General features: G+C 51.6%; 19 protein-coding genes. 5 read left to right on the top strand and 14 right to left on the bottom strand.

What is annotated here, in order from left to right:
- Positions 1–39 precede the first annotated feature (39 nt).
- The 5 genes from cobB to lolC are packed head-to-tail and all read right to left on the bottom strand — an operon-like array spanning position 40 to position 4954.
- Complete coding sequence (cobB, locus tag ACJHX7_RS01895) at positions 40–861, bottom strand: Sir2 family NAD+-dependent deacetylase (protein ID WP_000952736.1); 822 nt, start codon at positions 859–861, stop codon at positions 40–42.
- Between the two features lie 15 nt (positions 862–876).
- Positions 877–1788 (bottom strand): N-acetylglucosamine kinase, encoded by a 912-nt coding sequence (nagK, locus tag ACJHX7_RS01890; RefSeq protein WP_000291251.1) that lies wholly within the window; start codon positions 1786–1788, stop codon positions 877–879.
- Between the two features lie 28 nt (positions 1789–1816).
- Positions 1817–3061: a lipoprotein-releasing ABC transporter permease subunit LolE gene (lolE, locus tag ACJHX7_RS01885; RefSeq protein WP_094029794.1), complete on the bottom strand. Its 1245-nt coding sequence runs from the start codon at positions 3059–3061 to the stop codon at positions 1817–1819.
- Positions 3061–3762, bottom strand: a complete 702-nt coding sequence (lolD, locus tag ACJHX7_RS01880; RefSeq protein ID WP_001033695.1) for a lipoprotein-releasing ABC transporter ATP-binding protein LolD — start codon at positions 3760–3762, stop codon at positions 3061–3063. The genes lolE and lolD overlap by 1 nt, the downstream gene beginning before the upstream one ends.
- Positions 3755–4954 (bottom strand): lipoprotein-releasing ABC transporter permease subunit LolC, encoded by a 1200-nt coding sequence (gene lolC / locus ACJHX7_RS01875; protein WP_000284714.1) that lies wholly within the window; start codon positions 4952–4954, stop codon positions 3755–3757. Before lolC ends, lolD begins: the two co-directional genes overlap by 8 nt.
- A 260-nt stretch (positions 4955–5214) precedes the next feature.
- Here lolC and ACJHX7_RS01870 point away from each other — a divergent pair, with 260 nt between their 5' ends.
- From ACJHX7_RS01870 to ldtC, 3 genes are all read left to right on the top strand, one after another.
- Positions 5215–6288: an acyltransferase family protein gene (locus tag ACJHX7_RS01870; RefSeq protein WP_094029795.1), complete on the top strand. Its 1074-nt coding sequence runs from the start codon at positions 5215–5217 to the stop codon at positions 6286–6288.
- Between the two features lie 127 nt (positions 6289–6415).
- Entirely contained in the window at positions 6416–9862 is a 3447-nt protein-coding gene (gene mfd / locus ACJHX7_RS01865; RefSeq protein ID WP_094029796.1) for a transcription-repair coupling factor, read from the top strand.
- A 143-nt stretch (positions 9863–10005) separates the two neighbouring features.
- Positions 10006–10968, top strand: coding sequence for a L,D-transpeptidase LdtC (gene ldtC, locus ACJHX7_RS01860; RefSeq protein WP_075861944.1), 963 nt, complete (start codon positions 10006–10008; stop codon positions 10966–10968).
- 81 nt (positions 10969–11049) lie between these two features.
- Here ldtC and bhsA read toward each other — a convergent pair whose 3' ends face one another.
- A complete protein-coding gene (bhsA, locus tag ACJHX7_RS01855) occupies positions 11050–11307 on the bottom strand; it encodes a multiple stress resistance protein BhsA (RefSeq protein WP_000800153.1) in 258 nt (85 codons plus the stop codon).
- A 240-nt stretch (positions 11308–11547) separates the two neighbouring features.
- Here bhsA and comR point away from each other — a divergent pair, with 240 nt between their 5' ends.
- Positions 11548–12180 carry a TetR family copper-responsive transcriptional repressor ComR gene (gene comR, locus ACJHX7_RS01850; RefSeq protein ID WP_001356845.1) on the top strand — a complete coding sequence of 211 codons (633 nt, stop codon included), beginning with the start codon at positions 11548–11550 and terminating at the stop codon, positions 12178–12180.
- A gap of 61 nt (positions 12181–12241) precedes the next feature.
- Here comR and ACJHX7_RS01845 read toward each other — a convergent pair whose 3' ends face one another.
- The 8 genes from ACJHX7_RS01845 to hinT all read right to left on the bottom strand — a co-directional run bounded on the left by ACJHX7_RS01845 (position 12242) and on the right by hinT (position 18495).
- On the bottom strand, positions 12242–12781 hold the full coding sequence (locus ACJHX7_RS01845; RefSeq protein ID WP_001571254.1) for a glycine zipper 2TM domain-containing protein: 540 nt from the start codon (positions 12779–12781) through the stop codon (positions 12242–12244).
- 209 nt (positions 12782–12990) lie between these two features.
- Positions 12991–14295, bottom strand: a complete 1305-nt coding sequence (ndh, locus tag ACJHX7_RS01840; protein ID WP_022645532.1) for an NADH-quinone dehydrogenase — start codon at positions 14293–14295, stop codon at positions 12991–12993.
- Positions 14296–14694: 399 nt separating this feature from the next.
- On the bottom strand, positions 14695–15237 hold the full coding sequence (gene ycfP, locus ACJHX7_RS01835; RefSeq protein ID WP_000587933.1) for an alpha/beta hydrolase YcfP: 543 nt from the start codon (positions 15235–15237) through the stop codon (positions 14695–14697).
- Between the two features lie 22 nt (positions 15238–15259).
- Positions 15260–16285: a beta-N-acetylhexosaminidase gene (nagZ, locus tag ACJHX7_RS01830; RefSeq protein ID WP_032171120.1), complete on the bottom strand. Its 1026-nt coding sequence runs from the start codon at positions 16283–16285 to the stop codon at positions 15260–15262.
- 10 nt (positions 16286–16295) lie between these two features.
- The gene (thiK, locus tag ACJHX7_RS01825) at positions 16296–17120 is read right to left on the bottom strand and encodes a thiamine kinase (RefSeq protein ID WP_022645531.1); all 825 of its coding nucleotides are present in this window, start codon (positions 17118–17120) and stop codon (positions 16296–16298) included.
- Entirely contained in the window at positions 17101–17742 is a 642-nt protein-coding gene (gene lpoB / locus ACJHX7_RS01820) for a penicillin-binding protein activator LpoB (RefSeq protein WP_000164439.1), read from the bottom strand. Before lpoB ends, thiK begins: the two co-directional genes overlap by 20 nt.
- A gap of 13 nt (positions 17743–17755) precedes the next feature.
- On the bottom strand, positions 17756–18133 hold the full coding sequence (locus ACJHX7_RS01815) for a YcfL family protein (RefSeq protein WP_094029797.1): 378 nt from the start codon (positions 18131–18133) through the stop codon (positions 17756–17758).
- 2 nt (positions 18134–18135) lie between these two features.
- On the bottom strand, positions 18136–18495 hold the full coding sequence (gene hinT, locus ACJHX7_RS01810; RefSeq protein ID WP_000807125.1) for a purine nucleoside phosphoramidase: 360 nt from the start codon (positions 18493–18495) through the stop codon (positions 18136–18138).
- Positions 18496–18828: 333 nt separating this feature from the next.
- Here hinT and fhuE point away from each other — a divergent pair, with 333 nt between their 5' ends.
- Positions 18829–21018 (top strand): ferric-rhodotorulic acid/ferric-coprogen receptor FhuE, encoded by a 2190-nt coding sequence (gene fhuE / locus ACJHX7_RS01805; RefSeq protein WP_094029798.1) that lies wholly within the window; start codon positions 18829–18831, stop codon positions 21016–21018.
- Positions 21019–21065 lie beyond the last annotated feature (47 nt).

Genomic DNA, 21065 nt, shown 5'->3' with positions numbered 1-21065 from the left:
GGCCTGACAAGCGTAGCGCATCAGGCAATTTTTCCCGCTTTATAATCCCTTCAGCAACTTTTCAACAAATTCTGGCACCACCTGGCTTGCCGGGCCGTAATATTTCTCGGCAAATTCATTACCGACCTGACTTGGTTCAAGATTCAGTTCCACGGTGTGCGCGCCATGCAGTTTCGCTTCGTGAACAAACCCAGCCGCTGGATAAACATGCCCCGAAGTACCAATGGCAATGAAAATATCGGCCATCGACAACGCCATATAAATTTCATCCATGCCGAGTGGCATTTCGCCAAACCACACTACGTGCGGTCGCAAGGGTGCCGGGAACTGGCAGCAATGGCATTTATCTTCTGGGGTAACGTCTCCGGTCCAGTCGAGAACCTGACCACTTTGTGAACAACGAACTTTCAGCAGTTCCCCATGCATATGAATAACATTGGTGTTACCGGCACGCTCATGAAGGTTGTCGATATTCTGCGTCACCAGCAAAAAGCGATCGCCGAGGGCGTCTTGCAGTTTAGCCAGCGCAAGATGCGCGGCGTTAGGCTGAATTTCTGGCTGCTGCAGCTGTCGGCGACGGGCGTTATAAAACGCTTGCACCAGTTCAGGATCGCGATCAAAACCTTCCGGCGTTGCCACATCTTCAACCCGATGTTCTTCCCACAGGCCATCTGCGGCGCGAAAGGTACGAATACCTGATTCCGCAGAAATCCCTGCCCCTGTCAGTACGAGTACTCTTGGTTTTTCCATTGCTTCCGGCACCACTTTATCTCTGAAAAAAATACGCTGACGCAAACGCTCGCGCAGGCGGCGTTTATTTTTACGAAAACGACTTAACCGATGACCCCGACGCGACAGCATAGCAACCTCTGTTGATTAATCGGTTAGATGTAGGAAGGCCGCACCACGCATTCCCCCCGCATCACCGTGGCGCGCGCGTTCAATGCGCGGAACACGAGCTACAGGTAAGAGATGACGAGGCAGCCTGTCCGCCAGTTGCGTTGTGATTGCCGGGAAATTCGATAAGCCTCCACCAATGACGACCAGGTCAGGGTCAACAATGGTCAGGATATTTCCCAGACAAACCGCTAATAAATCCAGATAACGCTCAACGTGCGCCCTTGCCTGCTCATCGCCTTGATCATAAAGCGCAATGATCTCAGGAGCCTGCAACGGTTGATGATAATAGTGTTGATACAGCCACGCAAAACCGCGACCAGACAGATAATTTTCAATGCAGCCATGCTGACCACAGCCGCAGCGGCGTAACGGGAAATCCAGCCCCATCATGGTTAACGCATCAACCGGCAGACGCATATGGCCAAATTCGCCGGTAATATAGCTTTTACCGGTAATTGGTTTACCGTTGAAAATCAGCCCGCCGCCAACGCCGGTGCCGAGAATCAACCCCATCACCAGTGGATATTGAGTAAATTCATCATCCCATGCTTCAGAAAGGGCAAAACAGTTGGCATCGTTATCAAGGCGTACATCGCGATCAAGACGTGCGCTCAGGTCGGCACGCAGCGGTTTACCGCTGGCAGCAGGGACATTGGAGGCATACAGCGTACCATCTTCTGTTTCCGGCATTCCCGGAATACCGATGCCGACAGAACCTTTACAGCCAAAACGCTTATCAGCTTCGGCTACCAGCTCGCACACTGCATCTAAAAATGCGTCATAGCTGTCACGCGGTGTCGGCACCCGCTTTTCCCACTGCAACTGTCGACCGCTATCAAACACGCCTAGCGCAATTTTTGTTCCACCAATATCAAACCCGTAATACATTGCCGCTCCTTGTTTTAATGTACTGCCTTTACTGGCCGCTAAGGACTCGCGCAGGGTCAATATTACTGGCGCGCCGCGCCGGATACCAACTTGCCAAAAGACTCAGCAACAATGCTGTGACCAGTACGTAGAAGACGTCCAGCCAGTGCAATTCCGATGGCAGGAAGTCAATAAAATAGATATCGCTGGAGAGGAACTGATGACCGATCAGCTTTTCGATCCACTCAATAATAGGGGTAAGTTGCAGTGAAACAACTACGCCGATAATCACCCCACACAGGCTGCCGAACAGCCCTGCCAGCAATCCATACCAGACAAAGATGGCGCGAATTAAACCATCTTTCGCCCCCAGCGTTCTTAATACTGCGATATCGCCACTCTTGTCTTTCACCGCCATCACTAAGGTGGAGACGATGTTGAAACAGGCCACGCCAATCACCAGTACCATCGCCAGATACATAATGGTGCGGATCATCTGGATATCGCGATACATATAGCCGTAAGTACCAATCCAGCTTTTAATATAAACATAGCTGTTGGTCACTTCACCCGCATCGCGTACCAGCTTATTGGCGTTGAAAACATCCGTCATTTTAAGGGCAATACCTGACACGCTGGAACCCATATCAAGATATTGTTGGGCATCCGCCAGCGGGATCATGGCAAAACTGTGATCGAGTTGACCACTCAACTGCAAAATACCGGCAACGTGCAAACGCACACGTTTTGGCTGCATCAGTTTATGCTCGGGATTCGAGTTGGGGATCATAATCGATACCCAATCGCCCTGCTTCACTTTCAGCGCATCCGCCACGCCTTTGCCGATGATAATTTGCTGTTCGCCCGCTTTAAAATTGCGCCACGCATCGCCCTGGACAAACGAGGGTAATGCGCTCAGACGCTGTTCCTGTTGCGGGTTAACGCCCTTCACCTGGATTGCGCGCAGATTGGCACCACTTTCTACCAGTCCGGTGAAATTGATATACGGCGCAGCGGCGGCAATACCCGGCACTTTCTGCACGTTATCCAGTGCTTCCTGCCAGTTAGTCCACGGCTGATCCACCGCTTCGATTTCACCATGCGGCACCACCGCCAGAATGCGGTTATTCAGTTCGCGTTCAAAGCCGTTCATCGCGCTTAAGCCGACGATCAATACCGCCACGCCGAGGGCAATGCCGATGGTAGAAATGACGGAGATCAGCGACACCATGCCGCCGCGCCGCCGTCCGCGACTAAAACGCAGGCCAATTAATAACGATAAAGGCATCGCCATTACTCCGCCCCCATCAGGCTCAGTTCCGCCGTCAGACGACCATCACGCATCTCCAGTTGGCGGCTCATACGTTTCGCCAGTTGCAGGTCGTGAGTAACCACCAGGAAGGCGGTGCCCTGCAAACGATTCAACTCCCCAAGCAACTGGAAGATGCTGTCGGCGTTACGCGCATCGAGGTTACCGGTAGGTTCATCCGCCAGTACCAGACGCGGGTTATTGACCAGCGCACGGGCAATCGCCACACGCTGGCGTTCGCCGCCAGAAAGTTCAGATGGGCGGTGATTCGCACGATGCTCCAGACCCACCGCTTTTAACATCTCCAGTGCACGGCTGTTGATTTCAGCGGGCTTTTTCTTGCCAATCAGCAGCGGCATAGCCACGTTTTCCAGGGCAGTAAAATCCGGCAGCAGGTGGTGAAACTGATAAATAAATCCCAGCTTCTGGTTGCGCAGTTCTGCTTTCGCCGCCGAAGACAGTTTGCTCATCGGTTGACCGTTAAAGATCACATCGCCGGAGGTTGGCGTATCCAGCCCGCCTAACAGGTGCAGCAAGGTGCTTTTACCGGAACCAGAGCTGCCGACGATCGCCATCATTTCACCTTCGCCGACGCTGAAACTGACATTGTGCAGTACATCGGTTTGCACACTGCCTTCCTGATAGCGTTTGCACAGGTTGTCGCATTGCAACAGGATCTTATTCATAACGTAAAGCCTCAGCGGGTTGAGTGGCGGCAGCGCGCCAGGAAGGGTAAAGCGTAGACAGCAGCGCGATAGCCATCGCCACCAGCGCAATAACAATGACCTGTAAAGGCTCGATAGCGACCGGCAGCGCCGCACCATCAAGCAGGACGCCGATTATCGGCATCAGATTATTCAACTGGCTGGCAAGCAGTGCGCCAAGCGCCGCTCCGAGGATCGCACCGATAATCCCAGCGCTGGCCCCTTGCACCATAAAGACCATCATGATTTGTCGCGGAGTTAAGCCTTGCGTTTGCAGGATCGCTACTTCGCCCTGCTTCTCCATCACCATCAGCCCTAGCGAGGTAATAATGTTAAACGCCGCAACGGCGACAATCAGGCTCAGCAGTAAGCCCATCATATTTTTTTCCATGCGTACGGCCTGGAACAGCTCGCCTTTACGGTCACGCCAGTCCTGCCATTTGCTGCCTTCAGGCAGTTTTTGCTGACTTAATGAGTCGACTTTCAGCGGCTCATCCAGCCACAAACGCCAGCCGGTAATATTGCCTGCCGGATAACGCATCAGACGCGAGGCATCCTCAATATTCACCAGCATTTCATAGCCATCGACTTCACTGTTGGCGGCGAAAGTGCCAATCACATTGAACAGGCGCTGACTTGGAATACGCCCCATCGGCGTGAACTGGCTGGCAGATGGTACCATCACGCGGATTTGATCACCGCGATTGACGCCCAACTGTGAGGCAAGCTGTTCACCGAGGATGACATTATATTTCCCCGGCTCGAGGTCAGTTTGTTTCACATTGACCAGATACGGCGTTAGTGGATCTTTTTGCGCCGGGTCGATACCCAGCATCACCCCGACCGCCACGCTGCGCGCGCTTTGCAGTACCACATCACCGGTAGTAATAGGTGCGACGCGATTAACGCCGTCCAGTTTGACTGCCGTTTCCGGGAGTTGCTGCGGGTTAAGAGAGCCATGCTCAGAAGAGAGAATTGCCTGTGGCATCAGGCCAAGGATGTTGTTTTGCAGCTCGCGCTCAAAGCCGTTCATCACTGACAATACTGTGACCAGCGCCATCACCCCGAGGGTAATGCCGATGGTAGAAAGCCAGGAGACGAAACGACCGAAGCGATCCGCTGCACGCCCACGCATGTAACGCAGGCCAATAAATAGAGCGACAGGTTGGTACATGAAATCCGTCTGGTTGCTGTAGCAAAGACACGAGTATATAAGCGAAAGCGGGATGGGTAAACGTCTGAACTGTAAGTGATCGTCAGGGCTAATCTGAAAAGTACCAGCAAATCAATCGACTAAAGGGCCTCATTTTCTCATTGGCCTTGTGGCCTGATCTTTATCTGAAAAATAACCAAATACAGACAGATACGCATTACACCACGCGACTGGCCCCTCAGGATCAACAGCATGTTAAATAAAAAGAGCGTGTTCTCCTGATGAAACAAAAAGAGCTATGGATTAACCAGATCAAAGGGTTATGTATTTGTCTGGTGGTGATTTATCACTCGGTCATTACCTTTTATCCGCATCTCACCACTTTTCAGCATCCGTTATCGGAAGTCCTGAGCAAATGCTGGATCTATTTCAATCTTTACCTTGCCCCCTTTCGTATGCCGGTTTTTTTCTTTATTTCCGGCTATTTGATTCGCCGCTATATCGACAGCGTACCGTGGGGAAATTGTCTCGATAAACGCATCTGGAACATCTTCTGGGTGCTGGCGCTTTGGGGTGTGGTGCAGTGGCTGGCGTTAAGTGCGCTGAACCAGTGGCTGGCACCTGAGCGCGATTTAAGCAATGCCTCCAATGCCGCGTATGCCGATTCCACCGGTGAGTTCCTGCACGGGATGATCACCGCCAGCACCAGTTTGTGGTATCTGTATGCGTTAATTGTCTATTTCGTGGTATGTAAAATTTTTAGCCGTCTGGCGCTGCCACTATTCGCCTTGTTTGTACTGATGAGTGTGGCGGTTAATTTCGTTCCCACGCCGTGGTGGGGAATGAACAGTGTGATCCGCAATTTGCCTTATTACAGCCTTGGCGCATGGTTTGGCGCAACATTAATGACCTGTGTTAAAGAGGTGCCGTTGCGCCGCCATCTGCTGATGGCTTCTTTGCTGACCGTTCTGGCGGTCGGTGCCTGGTTGTGTACTATCTCGCTGCTGTTGTCGCTGGTATCGATTGTGGTGATCATAAAGCTGTTTTATCAATACGAGCAACGTTTCGGTATGCGCTCCACCAGCCTGCTTAATGTGATTGGTTCCAACACCATTGCTATCTACACCACCCATCGCATTCTGGTTGAAATATTCAGCTTAACTCTGCTTGCGCAAATGAACGCAGCACGCTTGTCGCCGCAAGTCGAACTGACACTCCTGCTGGTTTATCCCTTTGTCAGTTTGTTCCTCTGTACTGTTGCGGGCTTGCTGGTAAGAAAACTTTCACAGCGCGCATTCAGCGATCTGTTGTTTTCCCCGCCTTCTCTGCCCGCGGCCGTCAGTTACTCCCGCTAAGCCATCGCCCCAGCCGGGGCGATTCAATTTGCTAAACCATGTCGATTACGGATAATGAACAGCATTGCTTATCAGAGATATGCCCCCATATGTTGAGGCATATCCTAACGAGAATCTGACAACCGTTATGCCTGAACAATATCGTTATACGCTGCCCGTCAAAGCGGGTGAGCAGCGTCTGCTGGGCGAGTTAACTGGCGCTGCCTGCGCGACGCTGGTAGCGGAAATTGCCGAACGTCACGCCGGACCAGTGGTGCTTATTGCGCCAGATATGCAAAATGCTCTGCGTTTGCATGATGAAATTAGCCAGTTTACCGACCAGATGGTGATGAATCTGGCGGACTGGGAAACTCTTCCCTACGACAGTTTTTCGCCTCATCAGGACATTATCTCCTCGCGCCTTTCCACCCTTTACCAGCTACCGACGATGCAGCGTGGCGTACTGATTGTTCCGGTGAATACGCTTATGCAGCGCGTTTGCCCGCACAGTTTTCTCCACGGCCATGCGCTGGTGATGAAAAAAGGTCAGCGCCTGTCACGAGATGCATTACGAACCCAACTGGACAGCGCCGGTTATCGCCATGTTGACCAGGTGATGGAGCACGGCGAATACGCCACGCGCGGCGCGTTGCTGGATCTCTTCCCGATGGGGAGTGAGCTGCCTTATCGTCTTGATTTCTTTGATGATGAAATCGACAGCCTGCGGGTGTTTGACGTCGACAGCCAGCGCACGCTGGAGGAAGTAGAAGCGATCAATCTGCTGCCCGCGCACGAATTTCCGACCGATAAAGCGGCAATTGAACTGTTCCGCAGCCAGTGGCGCGATACCTTCGAAGTGAAGCGCGATCCGGAACATATTTACCAGCAAGTGAGTAAAGGCACATTACCTGCCGGGATCGAGTACTGGCAGCCGCTATTCTTCAGCGAACCACTGCCGCCGCTGTTCAGTTATTTCCCTGCCAATACCTTGCTGGTGAATACTGGCGATCTGGAAAACAGTGCCGAACGTTTCCAGGCTGACACGCTGGCGCGTTTTGAGAATCGCGGCGTCGATCCGATGCGCCCACTGTTGCCACCACAATCGCTCTGGCTGCGGGTGGACGAGCTCTTCTCAGAGCTGAAAAACTGGCCCCGAGTGCAGCTAAAAACTGAACATTTACCGACAAAAGCCGCGAATGCCAATTTAGGTTTCCAGAAACTGCCAGACCTGGCCGTTCAGGCACAACAAAAAGCACCGCTGGATGCGCTGCGTAAGTTCCTCGAGTCTTTCGACGGTCCGGTGGTGTTCTCGGTAGAAAGTGAAGGTCGCCGTGAAGCGCTGGGTGAACTGCTCGCGCGAATTAAAATTGCTCCGCAACGCATTATGCGTCTTGATGAAGCCAAAGACCGTGGGCGTTATCTGATGATTGGCGCTGCCGAACATGGTTTTGTCGATACGGTGCGTAATCTGGCGCTGATTTGCGAAAGCGATCTGCTCGGTGAACGTGTTGCCCGTCGTCGTCAGGACTCTCGCCGCACCATCAACCCCGATACACTGATCCGTAACCTCGCGGAGCTGCATATTGGTCAGCCGGTGGTCCATCTGGAGCACGGTGTCGGCCGCTATGCCGGAATGACCACGCTCGAAGCGGGCGGCATTACTGGCGAGTATTTGATGCTCACCTATGCCAACGACGCCAAACTGTATGTTCCGGTGTCGTCACTGCATCTGATTAGCCGTTACGCGGGTGGCGCGGAAGAAAACGCCCCGCTGCATAAACTTGGCGGCGATGCGTGGTCACGCGCTCGGCAGAAAGCGGCGGAAAAAGTGCGTGATGTGGCAGCAGAATTGCTGGATATCTACGCGCAACGAGCCGCCAAAGAGGGCTTCGCGTTTAAACACGATCGTGAGCAGTATCAGTTGTTCTGCGACAGCTTCCCGTTTGAAACCACGCCGGATCAGGCACAGGCCATTAATGCGGTACTTAGCGACATGTGTCAGCCGCTGGCAATGGATCGTCTGGTGTGCGGCGATGTTGGCTTTGGTAAAACAGAAGTGGCGATGCGCGCCGCTTTCCTGGCAGTAGATAACCACAAGCAGGTGGCGGTGCTGGTGCCTACCACCCTTCTCGCGCAGCAGCATTACGACAACTTCCGCGACCGTTTCGCTAACTGGCCAGTACGCATCGAAATGATCTCCCGTTTCCGTAGCGCCAAAGAGCAGACGCAAATCCTTGCGGAAGTGGCGGAAGGGAAAATCGATATTCTGATCGGTACGCACAAACTGCTGCAAAATGACGTCAAGTTTAAAGATTTAGGTCTGCTGATTGTCGATGAAGAACACCGCTTCGGGGTGCGTCATAAAGAGCGCATTAAAGCGATGCGGGCGAACGTGGATATTCTGACACTTACCGCAACGCCGATCCCACGTACGCTGAATATGGCAATGAGCGGAATGCGTGACCTGTCGATTATCGCCACGCCGCCCGCCCGTCGTCTGGCAGTTAAAACCTTTGTCCGTGAGTATGACAGCCTGGTGGTCAGGGAGGCGATCCTGCGTGAAATTTTGCGCGGGGGGCAGGTTTATTATCTTTACAATGATGTGGAAAACATCCAGAAAGCCGCCGAACGGCTGGCAGAACTGGTGCCTGAAGCGCGGATTGCCATCGGTCACGGGCAAATGCGTGAGCGCGAACTGGAACGGGTGATGAATGATTTCCATCATCAACGTTTCAACGTGCTGGTTTGTACCACCATTATCGAAACCGGGATCGACATTCCTACCGCCAACACCATTATCATTGAACGTGCGGATCACTTCGGTCTGGCACAGTTGCACCAGTTGCGCGGTCGCGTCGGGCGTTCGCACCACCAGGCATATGCATGGCTGCTAACGCCGCATCCAAAAGCGATGACTACCGATGCGCAAAAACGTCTTGAAGCGATTGCCTCGCTGGAAGATCTCGGTGCAGGTTTTGCGCTGGCAACGCACGATCTGGAGATCCGCGGCGCAGGTGAACTGCTTGGCGAAGAACAAAGCGGCTCAATGGAAACCATCGGTTTCTCGCTGTATATGGAGTTGCTGGAAAACGCCGTCGATGCGCTGAAAGCCGGACGCGAGCCGTCGCTGGAAGATCTCACCAGCCAGCAAACAGAAGTCGAGCTGCGGATGCCGTCGCTATTGCCAGATGATTTCATCCCTGACGTGAACACGCGTCTGTCGTTCTACAAACGTATTGCCAGCGCCAAAACGGAAAACGAACTGGAAGAGATCAAAGTCGAGCTTATCGATCGCTTCGGCCTGCTGCCGGATCCGGCGCGTACCCTGTTGGATATTGCCCGTCTGCGCCAGCAAGCGCAGAAACTGGGGATCAGGAAGCTGGAAGGTAATGAGAAAGGCGGCGTGATCGAATTTGCCGAGAAGAATCACGTTAATCCGGCCTGGTTGATTGGTTTACTGCAAAAACAGCCGCAGCATTACCGCCTTGATGGTCCGACGCGTCTGAAGTTTATTCAGGATTTGAGCGAGCGGAAAACGCGTATCGAATGGGTACGCCAGTTTATGCGTGAACTGGAAGAGAACGCGATCGCTTAATGGTAAATCGGGGGCGTTTCTGCGCCCCCATCTGCAACATTTACAAATTCTTTGCACTTCCCTGCACTATCCGACACTGTCACCCTCCATAATTCAGGCTTATCTGTTTATTACAATAACCTTATATTTATTATGGATTTTTGGTGATGATCAAAACGCATTTTTCTCGCTGGCTAACGTTTTTTACGTTCGCCGCTGCCGTGGCGCTGGCGCTACCGGCAAAAGCCAACACCTGGCCGCTGCCGCAAGCGGGCAGTCGTCTGGTTGGTGAAAACAAATTTCATGTGGTGGAAAATGACGGTGGCTCTCTGGAAGCGATCGCCAAAAAATATAACGTCGGCTTTCTCGCTCTGTTACAGGCTAACCCCGGCGTTGATCCTTACGTACCGCGCGCGGGTAGCGTGTTAACGATCCCGTTGCAAACCCTACTTCCAGACGCGCCGCGCGAAGGCATTGTGATCAACATTGCGGAGCTGCGTCTCTATTACTACCCGCCGGGTAAAAATTCGGTAACCGTGTATCCCATCGGCATTGGTCAGTTAGGTGGTGACACGCTGACGCCAACGATGGTGACTACCGTTTCAGACAAACGTGCAAACCCAACCTGGACGCCAACGGCAAACATCCGCGCGCGGTATAAGGCACAGGGAATTGAGTTGCCTGCGATAGTGCCGGCAGGACCGGATAACCCAATGGGCCATCATGCGATTCGTCTGGCGGCCTATGGCGGCGTTTATTTGCTTCATGGTACGAACGCCGATTTCGGCATTGGCATGCGGGTAAGTTCTGGCTGTATTCGTCTGCGGGATGACGATATCAAAACACTCTTTAGCCAGGTCACCCCAGGCACCAAAGTGAATATCATCAACACTCCGATAAAAGTCTCTGCCGAACCAAACGGTGCGCGTCTGGTTGAAGTACATCAGCCGCTGTCTGAGAAGATTGATGACGATCCGCAGCTGCTGCCAATTACGCTGAATAGCGCAATGCAATCATTTAAAGATGCAGCACAAACTGACGCTGAAGTGATGCAACATGTGATGGATGTCCGTTCCGGGATGCCGGTGGATGTCCGCCGTCATCAAGTGAGCCCACAAACTCTGTAAATCCTGGATAAAAAAATCCCCGCGACACGGCATGTCGCGGGGAAAAAATCAGCAGTAGCAGGCATTAATGAGGGTTAATGCTTATTTATAAATTACTGCTGTTCCATGGAGGGTATTCGGACCGGTTACAGAAGTAATACGGAAAGATTTTGCGCCCATCTCATCCGCTTTTTGCGCCAGCTGCTCTTCCAGCGATCCCAGATTTGTCCCCGCGTTAGCACTGATAGTACCGACTTTTTGTTGGCCTTCTGGCGTTGACTGAACTTCGACAGCCGCAAAGCTGGCAAATGACATTGAGCTTAAAATCGCCGCAGCGATGAGGGTTTTTACGTTTTTCATAATAGTGGCCTTATGCAGATGAATGACGTCGCAAGCAATTACTTAACGATCGATAACTAAATGATAGATGTGATCTGGATCACATACAAGATATTTTTTATAACAATCATTAATTAATTTAAAAATCTTTAAATTTCAGTTAAATAGAAAGCAATTATTTTTATGGTTTGTGGACTGGTGAACGGAGGTGATTATTTTTATAATAACCTTTCATTCACAGTCACCAGGTACAACGGCATCATGGCAACTGACTCAACACAATGTGTAAAAAAAAGCCGCGGCCGCCCAAAAGTGTTCGACAGGGATGCCGCGCTTGATAAGGCCATGAAATTGTTCTGGCAGCACGGTTATGAAGCGACTTCTCTTGCGGACCTCGTCGAAGCGACCGGAGCCAAAGCGCCCACGCTATACGCGGAATTTACCAACAAAGAGGGGTTATTTCGCGCCGTACTCGACCGTTATATCGATCGCTTTGCCGCTAAGCATGAAGCACAGCTGTTTTGTGAAGAGAAAAGCGTGGAGTCTGCGCTGGCTGACTATTTTGCTGCCATCGCCAACTGCTTTACCAGCAAAGACACCCCGGCAGGCTGCTTCATGATCAACAACTGCACCACCCTCTCCCCGGATTCAGGAGATATCGCCAATACGCTGAAATCACGCCATGCGATGCAAGAGCGCACTTTGCAGCAGTTTTTATGTCAACGACAAGCGCGCGGGGAAATCCCGACCCACTGTGACGTGACGCATCTGGCAGAATTCCTTAATTGTATTATTCAGGGGATGTCGATCAGCGCACGCGAAGGTGCATCGCTGGAAAAACTGATGCAGATTGCCCGAACGACTTTGCGTTTATGGCCCGAACTGGTGAAATAAGGCGCAAAAAAAGCCCCTCAGCCTGAGCGAATGAGGGGCCAAATTGCAGAGTACAGCCTTGTTATACTTTGTTATTCAAAATCAGTTGCCCGTTGCTATCTAGCGGGATCTGCGTACCCGGATCGCGGTCCATGCGGATTTTGCCCTGCTGATCGCCAATCTTATAGGTCACATCATAACCGAGCATTTTTTCTGACTTGTCATACACCGTTTTACAACGCTGTTGCGTAGTCGTGTAAGTATCGCTTTCCTGGAGAGAGCCCTGGATCTGGTTACCGGCATATCCACCACCCAGCGCCCCCACAACAGTGGCGACATCTTTACCGCGACCACCACCAAACTGATGCCCTATCACGCCACCAGCAACAGCGCCGAGCACCGACCCGGTAATGCGATTTTCATCCTGCACCGGTCGACGATGGGTCACTGTGACGTTGCGACACTCCTGACGCGGTGTTTTAACCGTTTCCTTGATTGGGATTGCAGAAACAACCTGAGCGTATTGCGGGCCACGTTCAAACACGTTCAGACTGGCCACTGCCGCTACGCCCAGCGCAGCTGCGACACCAATCCCGATACCCGCCAACATTGATTTATTCACGGGAACACCTCCTTCTTTGCTGTTATGCCAATCATGCAAGCGAAGGAGAAAAGCAGCTATCAGACAGAAGATGAAAAGCGCGGGAAGAGCAGAAAAAACTGAGGGATTCAGAAGAGTCTGAAAGGATGCCTGATACAACGCGGCTACCCATCGCGCTGTTCCTCAAGGGCGGATGAGGCGTTTATGCCCCATCCGCCAGTACAAGCCGATTAATGCAACTTCAAACGTGGGCGGATAACGCGGTTAATACTCCCCACCAGCATCATTAATCCGGTTTTAAAGTAACCATGCAGCGCAATCTGGTGCATTCGGTACAACGAGATGTATACAAAGCGCGCAATTCGTCCTTCAATCATCATTGAGCCGCGCGTCAGGTTACCCATCAGGCTACCGACGGTGGAGAAGTTCGACAGCGATACCAGAGAACCGTGATCTTTATACTGATAACTTTTCAGCGGCTTACCGTTCATCTGCGCCAGAATGTTGTTCATTGCGCAAGTTGCCATCTGGTGTGCAGCCTGAGCGCGCGGCGGAACAAAGCCCCCTTCCGGACGCGGGCATGACGCGCAATCGCCAATAGCGTAAATGTCTGGATCGCGGGTGGTTTGCAGCGTCGGTTCCACCACCAGCTGGTTGATACGGTTGGTTTCAAGACCACCGATATCTTTCAGGAAGTCTGGCGCTTTGATCCCGGCTGCCCACACCATCAGATCAGCCTCAATATATTCGCCATCTTTAGTATGCAGGCCGCCTTCATCAGCACTGGTGACCATGGTTTGCGTCAGCACGCGAACGCCAAGTTTCGTTAACTCACTATGGGCCGCAGCAGAGATACGTGGCGGCAATGCAGGCAAAATACGTTCGCCCGCTTCTACCAGCGTTACGTTCAGGGCTTCGTTGGTCAGACCTTTATAACCGTAACTGTGCAGTTGCTTGACCGCGTTGTGCAATTCAGCGGAGAGTTCTACACCCGTCGCGCCGCCGCCGACAATCGCAATGTTTACTTTGCCATTCGCGCCCAGGTTGGCGGAGTATTTCAGGAACAGATTCAGCATCTCCTGGTGGAAGCGACGCGCCTGGTGCGGGTTATCGAGGAAAATGCAGTTCTCTTTGACACCTGGTGTATTGAAATCGTTAGAGGTGCTACCCAGCGCCATTACCAGAGTGTCATAGGCGATTTTACGTTCCGGAACCAGCAGTTCACCTTTCTCGTCGCGCAGTTCTGCAATAGTGATTGTTTTCGCTTCACGATCAATATCAATGACGGAACCCAGCTGGAACTGGAAACCATGATTACGCGCATGGGCCAGATAGCTCAACGCATCGACGCCTTCATCAAGCGAGCCAGTCGCCACTTCGTGCAGCAGTGGTTTCCACAGGTGGCTGTGGTTACGATCGACCAGCGTGATTTTGGCTTTTTTCTTGCGTCCCAGCTTATGCCCCAGCTGTGTTGCCATTTCCAGCCCACCAGCACCGCCGCCGACAATCACAATTTTTTTCAATGGCGTAGTCAACGTGACCCCCTTAAATTTATTAACCAATTGTTAATTAATGGTTATTAACATAGCTCTTAATTAACAACAGGTTACAGTAATGAAAATGTTCTTCGCTAATGAGAATAACATGAATGGTGCATTGGTCATACCAAAATTGATGTTAATCAAGTTTTGTTGCTGAAAAGATAGGCGACTTTACCGGGTGAGATCAAAAAACAGAATTTATTGTTTATTATTTGAGCGAATTTGTGAGGAGGGTATAGAGTGAGGTGTGTATGGAGTGCGTTTGGTAGGCCTGATAAGAAGCGCATCAGGCATTGATGCTCGACTGTCGGATGCGGCGTGAACGCCTTATCCGACTCACAGAATCCGGAGCGCATCAGGTACCGGCAAGGTTACCTGATGCGACGAGGGCATTTACCCGAGGGTTTTGAACGCTTTAATACGCTGTAAATGCGGGGAGATATTCTTGAATTTGTGCGTCTGCTCTTCGTCCCAGACAATCTCGTAATAATGATGCAACTCTTCAGATGTCCGCTGGCTGTTAAGCGCTTCATCATTACGCGACAAAATCACCAGGCAACGATCGCGATTCTTTTCGCGGAAGTTGGTCACACACTTAGTGGCAATATCGGCATACTCTTCCGGGCGATCAATCTTGCCTTCCATGTTCTCATAAGGGAACAAATTAGGGTTGAAGATCACCTGGCGGATATCGCAAAGAAAACCAATCCGTTCCGCCCAGTATCCGCCCAGACCAACGCCGCAAATCAGCGGACGCTCGTCGACGTTCAGTTGCAACATTTTGTCCACTTCTTTGAGCAGATGCTGCATATCATGTTTCGGATGCCGCGTACTGTAGCTTATTAGCCGTACATCCGGGTCAATAAACTGCAATTGTAAGACTTTCTCGTGGTTACCCGGACTGTTAGAGTCAAAACCGTGCAAATAGATAATCATCGCTTCCTCACATAAGCCAGGGTTAATGACCTGCCTTCTCTTCCTGCCAGCGTTCATGTAACTGATTCAGACGGGCGCTGATCGCTTTCCAGCGAGCCGAGTCCATCAGTTCCTGTCGCGAAAATGAACCTTTATGATACAAACGTGTAACACGTTCTGCCTTGATCGGTGACAGATTATCTAACACGCTGACGGCCCCTTTACGATTATTGCAGACCAGGATCATATCGCAACCTGCATCCAGTGATGCCTGTCCACGCTCGGCATAACTGCCCATAATCGCTGCGCCTTCCATCGATAAATCGTCAGAGAAAATCACGCCGTCAAAACCCAATTCCTGACGCAAAACGGTTTTCAGCCAGTAGGGAGAACCGCTCGCCGGACGCGGATCAACATCACTGTAGATCACATGCGCAGGCATAATGGCGTCGAGTTTATTTTTGCGGATTAAGGAACTGAAGACCGACATATCTTTAGCGCGAATCTCCGCTTGCGGACGTGGGTCACACGGTGTTTCTTTGTGTGAGTCTGCCGTTACTGCACCGTGTCCTGGGAAGTGTTTCCCAGTAGTTTTCATTCCGGCTTCATGCATACCATCAATAAACCGGCTGGCAATTGCCAGGGCTTTTTCGGGATCGGCATGATAAGAACGCTCGCCAATCGCCGCGCTGATATGCCCGACGTCCAGCACTGGCGCAAAGCTGATATCAATATCCATAGCAATCATTTCGCTGGCCATCAACCAACCTGCCTCTTGCGCCAGTTTTCCGCCTTCTTCCATTCCCAACAGCGCAGCAAATGATTGTGCCGCTGGCAAGCGGGTAAAACCTTCACGAAAACGCTGCACGCGTCCACCTTCCTGATCAACCGCCACCACCAGATGATTGCGCGAAGCTGCGCGGATCTGGCGCACCAGTTCACGTAACTGGGCAGGATCATGATAGTTACGCGTAAAGAGAATCAGCCCTCCCACCAGCGGATGCGCCAGTATTTCACGCTCTTCCGCGTCCAGTTCGTAACCTTCGACATCCAACATTACTGGACCCACACTGCTCTCCTTATTGTTTTATTAATAGCTGCCGCCAGGTGTCATCGGCCAGCCTGATAAATTGTTGATCGCCGGTTTGTCGCCAGCGGTACTCAAACCACCCTGCTTTGAGCATCAGCAGCCAGGGAAACCATCGCCTGACCTGACGCCATAATTGCGCCGGATAAATCTTCGCGCGAGTGGCATAGTCATTGACCAATTGCCGATGCTGGTCAGTATTTTCCACCCACACCGCCGCCAGTTCCAGCGCGATATCACCATCTCCGGCATACTCCCAGTCGATGAGTTTTAACCCTGACGCGCTATGCACTAAATTTCCGGCGTGGACATCCATATGCAATGGACTTAAGCGTAAAGGCCGTGGTTCCCGCGCTTTGCGCAGACGTTTTAACATTCGCAGCCAACCCACTGTCCGCCTCACCGGATCGCTTTGCTGCCAGTACAGTTCCAGTAACGGCAACAGCGTTATTCGCCAGCCAAAACGCGGTTGTTGATGTAGATAATACAGCAAGCCTGCCAGTTCGTTGGTATCCGGCAAATACGTTTTTACCTCGCCGGGCAGATAGTCGACCACCATCCAGTCACGGAGATATAAATGCGGCTTCGGTGCAATGCATGCGGGTAGTTGTGATAAAGCCCGATACTGGCGCAAGAACGCGAACCGCGGCGCATCAGGATCGTGCGGCTGACGCACAACAAAACGCTGGCCCTGATGTTCAATGAGAAAACTCCCGCCACTAAGCCCACTATTAAACGTCGTGACGGGATGAAATTGCGGGAAAAAGCACGACAGCAATTCGTCGCGCGTGATGGGATTATTGCTGCGAAACGGCACCTTTACCTGACCAGATAATTTCGCCCGTCTGCACCAGCATCAGCTGCATTTGTAGGGTCGGAGCGTTAACGTTGCCAGAGGCGCTGGAGTACAGCACGTAATGAGCGCCGACATTGCGGGCAATGCCTATGGCTTTACTACGGGTACCTAAACTGTCCTGCGGCGACAAACCTAACTGTTGCTTCGCCATCGACAGCTGCTGGGCGGAAACCAGGGTAAATTTACCGTTATTAGCCAGCGCATTTCGCAGCGTTTCGGTCGCTTCTGCGGCATTCAGCGAACCGTTAGTACGGTTGTTAACGCTATCAACCAGCAGGACGCTACCCGCAGTCACGCCATCAGCCCCAAGCATCTTACTGACCATCGGCTGCATTGCGCCATTCCAGTCATAATGGCGAATATGCGGCGCAGGCGGTGCAGTTTGATCTTCGTGCTCAATTGGGCCTGGCTGCTGCGGTATCGTCGGCACCGATGGCACTGTGGGGACAGGCTGTTGCGGCTCGGCTGGTTGTTCCGGCGCTGGTTTCACTTCTTCTACCGGCGCAGGTTCACGTTGCCCCACACACCCGGCGAGAAACATCGCCAGCGCGGTAATCAAGGCGTAGCGACTCATTTTTGTCATCAAGATTCACCCCTTACAAATATAGATAAAGTCTGACTTTGTGCGCCCCCAGAAAATTGGCGCTGCCGTATAGCGTTACCGCCGAATGTGCGGGAATGGTAACGCTGCGTGGCCTTTCCAGAGGATGCATCTCCAGCCCTCTGGCGTCATACCAGTAAAAACGATAATGAACGGTAACGGGTTCTTGCCTTTCGTTATAAAGCGTTGAGGATGCTGAAGGTTGAATATCAGACGTCGAAAGGACGGGCTTTTCTGCACTGATGCCCGCAGCCAATAAAGATGACTCCATCACCAGCGATTGCTCATCATTCACCGAAATTTCCGGATGTGAACGACAGCCCACCAGCACTAACAACGCCAGAGACACCAGCCCAAAGCATCCTTTTCTCATCGTTACAGACCTTTATGCGCCAGCATTGGTCCCAGCGGACGGCCACCCAACAAGTGCATATGGATGTGGTAAACCTCTTGTCCGCCATGGCGGTTGGTGTTCATGATCAGACGATAGCCATCTTCGGCAATACCTTCTTGCTCAGCAATTTTTGCCGCTACGGTGATCATGCGTCCCAGCGCCTGCTCATGCTCAGCAGACACGTCGTTCACAGTTGGAATGAGGATATTTGGAATGATCAGAATATGCGTTGGCGCTTGGGGCGAAATATCGCGAAACGCCGTTACCAGATCATCCTGGTAGACGATATCGGAGGGGATCTCACGACGAATAATTTTGCTAAATATAGTTTCTTCTGCCACGACATTTTCCTTTTTCAAATAGCCATGCGTTGCGCCATGCTACGCCGCGCCACACTGCGAGTATAGAGTATGGTCGAGTTAAACCTGCTCTTTCAACCTTAACTCACGATTTCTTAAGCAAAAAATCGTTTTGCTGCCGTATATATCGCCATTATTCCCATTTCTGCCTGCGAATGCGCTGAAAAGACATTCTCTGTTTGGTTTACACGCCAAATATGAATGCGTATATTTCTCATTTGCATTTACATGCAAAATTATTCGCACACTAAATATAACCGCTCATCACCCTCCTCCGGCATGAGTCTGACGACAACATAAACCAAGAGATTTCAAATGCTTTCGACACAATTTAACAGGGATAATCAACATCAAGCCATCATCAAACCGTCACTCCTTGCCGGTTGCATAGCACTGGCACTATTACCTTCCGCCGCTTTTGCTGCACCAGCCACTGAAGAAACGGTGATTGTTGAGGGTTCAGCCACAGCCCCAGATGATGGCGAAAATGATTACAACGTAACGTCTACCTCTGCGGGTACAAAAATGCAGATGACTCAACGTGATATTCCTCAGTCGGTCACTATTGTTAGCCAGCAGCGGATGGAAGATCAGCAGTTACAAACGCTGGGCGAAGTGATGGAAAACACGCTGGGGATCAGCAAAAGTCAGGCGGATTCCGATCGTGCTCTTTATTATTCCCGCGGATTCCAGATCGATAACTATATGGTTGATGGTATCCCCACCTATTTTGAATCGCGCTGGAATCTGGGCGACGCACTTTCTGATATGGCACTGTTTGAACGCGTAGAAGTAGTGCGTGGCGCGACAGGACTCATGACCGGGACGGGTAATCCATCTGCGGCAATTAATATGATTCGAAAACACGCGACCAGTCGTGAATTTAAAGGCGATGTCTCGGCGGAATACGGTAGCTGGAACAAAGAACGGTATGTGGCGGATTTACAAAGCCCACTCACCGAAGATGGTAAAATCCGCGCGCGAATTGTCGGCGGCTACCAGAATAACGACTCATGGCTGGACCGCTACAACAGTGAAAAAACCTTCTTCTCCGGCATTGTCGATGCTGATTTAGGCGATCTTACGACGCTTTCAGCCGGTTACGAATATCAGCGCATTGATGTTAATAGCCCAACCTGGGGCGGTTTACCGCGCTGGAATACTGATGGCAGCAGCAACAGTTACGATCGCGCACGCAGTACCGCACCTGACTGGGCGTATAACGATAAAGAGATCAACAAGGTCTTTATGACCCTCAAGCAGCGGTTTGCTGATACCTGGCAAGCGACACTGAATGCCACCCACTCCGAAGTCGAATTTGACAGTAAAATGATGTATGTCGATGCCTATGTAAACAAAGCGGATGGTATGCTGGTTGGGCCATACAGTAATTATGGACCTGGTTTTGATTATGTCGGCGGCACCGGTTGGAACAGCGGCAAACGTAAAGTTGATGCGCTGGATTTGTTTGCTGACGGTAGTTATGAATTGTTTGGTCGTCAGCACAATCTAATGTTTGGTGGCAGTTACAGCAAACAAAACAATCGTTACATCAGTTCATGGGCCAACATCTTCCCGGATGAAATTGGCAGTTTCTACAACTTTAATGGCAATTTCCCACAAACCGACTGGTCACCACAGAGCCTGGCGCAGGACGATACCACACATATGAAATCGTTATATGCTGCCACTCGTGTCACCCTTGCCGATCCGCTGCATCTGATCCTCGGCGCTCGTTATACCAACTGGAGGGTTGATACGCTGACTTACAGCATGGAGAAAAACCACACCACGCCTTATGCTGGTCTGGTGTTTGACATCAATGACAACTGGTCGACCTACGCCAGCTATACCTCTATTTTCCAGCCGCAAAATGATCGTGACAGTTCAGGCAAATATCTGGCTCCAATCACCGGTAACAACTACGAGCTGGGTCTGAAATCGGACTGGATGAATAGCCGTCTGACCACCACGTTAGCCATCTTCCGTATTGAGCAGGATAATGTAGCTCAGTCCACCGGTACACCTATCCCCGGCAGCAACGGCGAAACCGCCTATAAAGCGGTGGATGGGACAGTCAGTAAAGGTGTGGAATTTGAACTCAACGGCGCAATTACCGACAACTGGCAGCTGACGTTTGGCGCAACACGCTATATTGCAGAAGATAACGAAGGAAACGCCGTTAATCCTAATCTGCCACGCTCCACGGTTAAAATGTTCACCAGCTATCGGTTGCCTGTCATGCCAGAGTTGACGGTCGGCGGTGGTGTTAACTGGCAAAATCGCGTGTATACCGACACCGTGACACCGTATGGCACCTTCCGCGCCGAGCAAGGTAGCTACGCGCTGGTGGATCTCTTCACCCGCTACCAGGTGACGAAAAACTTCTCGTTACAGGGGAACGTCAATAACCTGTTCGACAAAACCTACGATACCAACGTGGAAGGTTCTATCGTCTACGGCGCACCGCGTAATTTCAGCATTACCGGCACGTATCAATTCTGAATAACACCTGTAAAAAAGGCAGCCATCTGGCTGCCTTAGTCTCCCCA

It is taken from the genome of Escherichia sp. WS1451, assembly GCF_046487365.1.
Lineage (GTDB): Bacteria > Pseudomonadota > Gammaproteobacteria > Enterobacterales > Enterobacteriaceae > Escherichia > Escherichia coli.
This window is presented reverse-complemented; position numbering and strand designations above follow the sequence as displayed.

Coding starts and splice junctions, on each gene's coding strand:
- cobB (WP_000952736.1), bottom strand. CDS start 861: ATGCTGTCGCGTCGGGGTCATCGGTTAAGTCGTTTTCGTAAAAATAAA.
- nagK (WP_000291251.1), bottom strand. CDS start 1,788: ATGTATTACGGGTTTGATATTGGTGGAACAAAAATTGCGCTAGGCGTG.
- lolE (WP_094029794.1), bottom strand. CDS start 3,061: ATGGCGATGCCTTTATCGTTATTAATTGGCCTGCGTTTTAGTCGCGGA.
- lolD (WP_001033695.1), bottom strand. CDS start 3,762: ATGAATAAGATCCTGTTGCAATGCGACAACCTGTGCAAACGCTATCAG.
- lolC (WP_000284714.1), bottom strand. CDS start 4,954: ATGTACCAACCTGTCGCTCTATTTATTGGCCTGCGTTACATGCGTGGG.
- ACJHX7_RS01870 (WP_094029795.1), top strand. CDS start 5,215: ATGAAACAAAAAGAGCTATGGATTAACCAGATCAAAGGGTTATGTATT.
- mfd (WP_094029796.1), top strand. CDS start 6,416: ATGCCTGAACAATATCGTTATACGCTGCCCGTCAAAGCGGGTGAGCAG.
- bhsA (WP_000800153.1), bottom strand. CDS start 11,307: ATGAAAAACGTAAAAACCCTCATCGCTGCGGCGATTTTAAGCTCAATG.
- comR (WP_001356845.1), top strand. CDS start 11,548: ATGGCAACTGACTCAACACAATGTGTAAAAAAAAGCCGCGGCCGCCCA.
- ycfP (WP_000587933.1), bottom strand. CDS start 15,237: ATGATTATCTATTTGCACGGTTTTGACTCTAACAGTCCGGGTAACCAC.
- lpoB (WP_000164439.1), bottom strand. CDS start 17,742: ATGACAAAAATGAGTCGCTACGCCTTGATTACCGCGCTGGCGATGTTT.
- ACJHX7_RS01815 (WP_094029797.1), bottom strand. CDS start 18,133: ATGAGAAAAGGATGCTTTGGGCTGGTGTCTCTGGCGTTGTTAGTGCTG.
- fhuE (WP_094029798.1), top strand. CDS start 18,829: ATGCTTTCGACACAATTTAACAGGGATAATCAACATCAAGCCATCATC.